We start from the raw sequence: 4,582 nt of genomic DNA on the forward strand, positions 1-4,582 counted from the left end.
CCCCACGGCCCGGGCCAGACCGAGCTCCCCCCGGCCGAGAGCCGTGCACGTGGCGGTGTCCAGGACCAGTCGGGCGTCGGGCTCCCCCGGAGCGGGCCCGTCGCCGTACACGGGACCGTCCTCGGCACCGGCGTACAGATGGAACAGGCCTTCCTCCAGGCGGACTTCGACGAGTCCCTCGCCCTCCAGCAGGCGCAGCAGCGGCAGGGCGAACCAATGGGCCCGGACCGCGTCCGTCGGCCGGCGTTTCCCGAGTTCGGCCTGCCCCCACTCCCCCAGCGCCTGCAGAACGGGCAGCAACTCCCGCCCCCTGGCCGTGATTTCGTACACGTACGCCGCACCGGGCGGCGGCAGCCGGCGCCGGGTCGCCAGGCCGTCGCGCTCCATGTCCTTCAGCCGCGAGGCGAGGACGTCGGTGCTCACGCCGGGCAGGTCCGCGTGCAGGTCGGTGTAGCGGCGGGGACCGGCGAGGAGCTCCCGGACGATCAGCAGGGTCCAGCGGTCACCGACGACGTCGAGCGCACGGGCGGCGGAGCAGTACTGGTCGTAGCTTCGGCGAGGTGGCATGCGACGCAGTCTAGACAAGTTGTTGGACTTTCCAAGCGCCCACTTGGTAAAACCAAGCAGCACCAGTCGCCAGAGGGGAAGCAGCGCATGGAGTTCCGGCAGTCGAGCAAACTCAGCGAGGTCTGTTACGAGATCCGCGGCCCGGTGATCGAGCACGCCAACGCGCTGGAGGAGGCGGGCCACAGCGTGCTGCGACTGAACACCGGCAATCCCGCGCTCTTCGGATTCGAGGCGCCGGAGGAGATCCTCCAGGACATGATCCGGATGCTGCCGCAGGCGCACGGCTACACCGATTCACGCGGCATCCTCTCCGCGCGCCGGGCCGTGGCCCAGCGGTACCAGACGCTCGGCCTGGAGGTCGGCGTCGACGACGTCTTCCTCGGCAACGGCGTCTCGGAGCTGGTGTCGATGGCCGTGCAGGCGCTCCTCGAGGACGGCGACGAGATCCTCATCCCCGCCCCGGACTTCCCCCTGTGGACGGCGGTGACGACCCTCGCGGGCGGCAAGGCGGTCCACTACCTGTGCGACGAGCAGGCCGACTGGTATCCCGACCTCGACGACATGGCGTCGAAGATCACCGCCCGTACGAAGGCGGTCGTGATCATCAACCCGAACAACCCCACCGGCGCGGTCTACCCCAAGGAGATCGTCGAGGGCATCCTCGACCTCGCCCGGCGGCACGGCCTGATGGTCTTCGCCGACGAGATCTACGACCAGATCCTCTACGACGACGCCGTCCACCACTCGGCCGCGGCCCTCGCCCCCGACCTGGTGGTCCTCACCTTCTGCGGCCTGTCCAAGACGTACCGCGTGGCGGGCTTCCGCTCCGGCTGGCTGGTGGTCACCGGGCCACGGCAGCACGCGAAGGACTACCTGGAGGGCCTCACCATGCTGGCGTCCATGCGGCTGTGCGCCAACGCGCCCGCGCAGTACGCCATCCAGGCCGCGCTCGGCGGCCGGCAGTCCATCCACGAGCTGACCGCGCCCGGCGGCCGGCTGCACGAACAGCGCACCGTGGCCTGGGAGAAGCTGAACGAGATCCCCGGTGTGACCTGTGTGAAGCCGAAGGGTTCGCTCTACGCCTTCCCGCGCCTCGACCCCAAGGTCCACAAGATCCACGACGACGAGAAGTTCGTCCTGGACCTGCTGCTGCGGGAGAAGATCCAGGTCGTCCAGGGCACCGGCTTCAACTGGCCGACGCCGGACCACTTCCGCATCCTGACGCTGCCCCACGCGGAGGACCTGGAGGCGGCGATCGGCCGGATCGGGCGGTTCCTCGGCGGGTACCGGCAGTAGGCGCCGAGCGTTTCCCGGAGCTCCGCGGGGACGGCTGGAAAGGGTCTTTGAGCCGGATGGAGGTCCTGAGCAGGGCGTGAGCGCCGCGCAGCGGGGAACGTCGTCCTCGGTCCTTCCCCCAGGCAGGAGCGGAGACGAGTGATGGCCACCACGCAAAGTGAAGCCCGGGTCGACACCCCACGACCGGCGGACCTCCGGTTGCCGGGCATCGTGCTCGGAGTCGGGATGGGCGGGTTCGCCGACGGCATCCTGCTGCACCAGTTGCTCCAGTGGCACCACATGCTCTCCAGCACCAACCAGGACCGCATCGGGGTGAAGTACTACAACCCCCACACCGTCTCCGGCCTGGAGATGAACACCCTGTGGGACGGCGTCTTCCACACCGTGTGCTGGCTCGCGGTCCTGCTCGGGCTGGCCGTGCTGTACGCGCGGGTCACCCACGACCGGCGGCGGGTGTGGACCTCCCGGGTGCTGTGGGGCTGGATGCTCGTCGGCTGGGGCCTGTTCAACCTCGTGGAAGGCGTGCTGGACCACCACGTCCTCGGCATCCACCACGTCCACGCCGGGGAGGGCCAGGTGTGGTGGGACATGAATCCGTTCGAGCACCCAGGGAAGGGCGTCGGTCTCGTTCAGGCAGGGCAGCACCACGTCGACGTCCGAAGGTGTCGTCGTCACGGTTTCACCCTACGAACGCGAACCTGGCATACCGGACAGCCGCTCCTTACGAAACGCGGACGTCGGACACCGGAGCGGTGCCCGGACCCCCGTCGGCAGCGGCGCGGTGTCAGGCTGGGGGCATGCACCGACAGCCGTACGAGCCCCCCAGGACCGCGGACGCGACCCGCAGGATCCTGGTCGTCGACGACGATCCGACCGTCGCCGAGGTCGTCGCCGGATATCTGGACCGCGCCGGTTACGCCGTGGACCGCGCCGACGACGGCCCGACCGCCCTCGCCCGCGCCGCCGCCCAGCGGCCGGACCTGGTCGTGCTCGACCTGATGCTGCCCGGCATGGACGGCCTGGAGGTGTGCCGGCGGATCCGCGGCAGCGGCCCCGTGCCCGTCATCATGCTGACCGCCCGGGGCGACGAGGACGACCGCATCCTGGGCCTGGAGGTAGGCGCCGACGACTACGTCACCAAGCCCTTCAGCCCCCGCGAACTCGTCCTGCGCGTCGAGTCGGTGCTGCGCCGCAGCCGCCCCGCCGCGACGGGTGACCGGCTGGCAGCGGCGGGCCTGACCGTCGAACCGGCGGCCCGACGGGCCACCAAGAACGGCATCGAACTCGCCCTCACCCTCCGTGAGTTCGACCTGCTCGCCTTCCTCCTGCGGCACCCGGGGCAGGCCTTCGGGCGCGAGGACCTGATGCGTGAGGTCTGGGGGTGGGACTTCGGCGACCTGTCGACCGTCACGGTCCATGTCCGTCGCCTGCGCGGCAAGGTCGAGGACGACCCCGCCCGGCCCCGCCTGATCCAGACCGTCTGGGGCGTGGGCTACCGCTTCGAACCCGGTGAAGGGGACGACTGACCGTGCGCGACAACCTCCTCATCGCCCTGTACGCCTTCGCCGGTGCCGCCGCCACGGGACTGGTGGGAGCGGGTGTACTGCGCTTGATCCGCCGCCGTTCGCTGACCGTCTCGCTGGCGGTGGTGGCGGCGGTCGGCGTCGTCGCGATGCTCGCCGGCACGCTCGTCGTCGCCTGGGCGATGTTCCTGTCGCCGCACGACCTGACCGTCGTCACGACCGTCGTCGCCATGGCGGCCGTCGTCTCCCTGGCCACCGCGCTGCTGCTGGGCCGTTGGGTCGTGGCCCGCAGCAGGGAGCTCGCCGTGGCCGCGCGCTCCTTCGGCGACGGCGGGAACTTCGCCGCGCCCGGCGGTCCCGCCACGGCCGAACTGGCCGCGGTGAGCCGCGAGCTGGCGGCCACCAGCGCCAGGCTCGCCGAGTCCCGGGAGCGGGAACGCGCCCTGGAGACCTCCCGTCGGGAACTCGTCGCCTGGATCTCCCATGACCTGCGCACTCCGCTGGCCGGTCTGCGCGCCATGTCGGAGGCCCTGGAGGACGGCGTCGCCGCCGACCCGAACCGCTACCTCCGGCAGATGCGGACCGAGGTCGAACGCCTCAACGGCATGGTCGGCGACCTCTTCGAGCTCTCCCGCATCCACGCCGGGGCCCTGGCCCTGACGCCCACCCGGATCTCCCTGTACGACCTGGTCGGCGACGCCCTCGCCGGAGTCGACCCGCTCGCCCGCGAGCACGGGGTGCGGCTGGTGGGCGGCCTCATCGAGCCGGTGCCGGTGGAGGTGGACGGCAAGGAGATGAGCCGGGTGCTGGGCAACCTGCTGGTCAACGCGATCCGTCGGACCCCGGCCGACGGCACGGTCGCGATCGCCGCCGAGCGTTCTCCCGAGGGCGTCGTGCTGTCCGTGACGGACGGCTGCGGTGGCATCCCGGAGGAGGACCTGCCGCGCGTCTTCGACACCGGCTGGCGCGGCACGCACGCCCGGACGCCCCCGGCGGGCGCGGGCCTGGGCCTCGCCATCGTCCGCGGCATCGTGGAAGCCCACCAGGGCCGGACCGGCGTACGCAACATCCCCGGGGGCTGCCGCTTCGAGGTGGTACTGCCGGCGGCGGCTTCGTGAAGCCGAACGGGGTCCGCGCCCGCGGGCGCTCCGGCCTCGCGGCGGACCCTCTGCCGCGTGCTGACGTCCGCCGGCACT

4 protein-coding genes and 2 pseudogenes are annotated in these 4,582 nt (G+C 71.5%); 4 read left to right on the forward strand and 2 right to left on the reverse strand.

Annotated features, from left to right (window positions below; all coding sequences use genetic code 11):
- Positions 1 to 567 (reverse strand): helix-turn-helix domain-containing protein (locus ABZ281_RS39040; protein WP_356662745.1); only part of this gene is annotated, 567 nt, incomplete at its 3' end.
- A gap of 87 nt (positions 568 to 654) precedes the next feature.
- On the opposite strand from ABZ281_RS39040, the gene ABZ281_RS39045 reads away from it, so the two are divergent.
- Both ABZ281_RS39045 and ABZ281_RS39050 read left to right on the forward strand, forming a co-directional pair.
- Positions 655 to 1,863 (forward strand): pyridoxal phosphate-dependent aminotransferase, encoded by a 1,209-nt coding sequence (locus tag ABZ281_RS39045; protein ID WP_356662746.1) that lies wholly within the window; start codon positions 655 to 657, stop codon positions 1,861 to 1,863.
- Between the two features lie 141 nt (positions 1,864 to 2,004).
- Positions 2,005 to 2,454, forward strand: a pseudogene (locus tag ABZ281_RS39050) (DUF2243 domain-containing protein); the annotation flags it as partial.
- Here ABZ281_RS39050 and ABZ281_RS39055 read toward each other — a convergent pair.
- Positions 2,455 to 2,538: pseudogene (locus ABZ281_RS39055) on the reverse strand (glycosyltransferase); the annotation flags it as partial.
- 122 nt (positions 2,539 to 2,660) lie between these two features.
- Between ABZ281_RS39055 and ABZ281_RS39060 the strand changes: the two are divergent.
- Entirely contained in the window at positions 2,661 to 3,389 is a 729-nt protein-coding gene (locus tag ABZ281_RS39060) for a response regulator transcription factor (protein WP_356662747.1), read from the forward strand.
- A gap of 2 nt (positions 3,390 to 3,391) precedes the next feature.
- The gene (locus ABZ281_RS39065) at positions 3,392 to 4,504 is read left to right on the forward strand and encodes a HAMP domain-containing sensor histidine kinase (protein WP_356662748.1); all 1,113 of its coding nucleotides are present in this window, start codon (positions 3,392 to 3,394) and stop codon (positions 4,502 to 4,504) included.
- The last annotated feature ends 78 nt before the right edge of the window (positions 4,505 to 4,582 follow it).

It is taken from the genome of Streptomyces sp. NPDC006265 (assembly GCF_040613555.1).
Classification (GTDB): domain Bacteria; phylum Actinomycetota; class Actinomycetes; order Streptomycetales; family Streptomycetaceae; genus Streptomyces.